Source organism: Paraclostridium sp. MRS3W1, assembly GCF_032465715.1.
Classification (GTDB): domain Bacteria; phylum Bacillota; class Clostridia; order Peptostreptococcales; family Peptostreptococcaceae; genus Paraclostridium; species Paraclostridium dentum.
The window spans coordinates 1-347 of record NZ_JAWDJM010000056.1; the positions used below are offsets into that span (position 1 = coordinate 1).

2 tRNA genes are annotated in these 347 nt (G+C 46.7%); both read left to right on the forward strand.

The annotated features are described in order from the left end of the window. Positions 1 to 65: 65 nt before the first annotated feature. Positions 66 to 154 (forward strand) — tRNA-Leu (locus tag RWY47_RS04530). 8 nt (positions 155 to 162) lie between these two features. After that, positions 163 to 239, forward strand: a tRNA-Ile gene (locus tag RWY47_RS04535). The last annotated feature ends 108 nt before the right edge of the window (positions 240 to 347 follow it).

Consider the following 347-nt stretch of genomic DNA (forward strand, 5'->3'; position numbering starts at 1 on the left):
CTCTTTAGCGCCGATGGTACTTGGTGGGAAGCTGCCTGGGAGAGTAGGACATAGCTAGGTGATGTGCCGAAGTGGCGGAACTGGCAGACGCACAGGACTTAAAATCCTGCGGGACTTACCTCTCGTACCGGTTCGATTCCGGTCTTCGGCACCATTTAAAGTGGACCTTTAGCTCAGTTGGTTAGAGCGCCCGGCTCATAACCGGTAGGTCCGGGGTTCGAGTCCCTGAAGGTCCACCACTTTAAGAACTTTGAAAATTAAACAGTAGGTTAATTATATAAATTCTTTTTTTAAGAATTAAACACAAACAACCAAGCCAGATATTCAGATAATGATTAGCTGAGCGA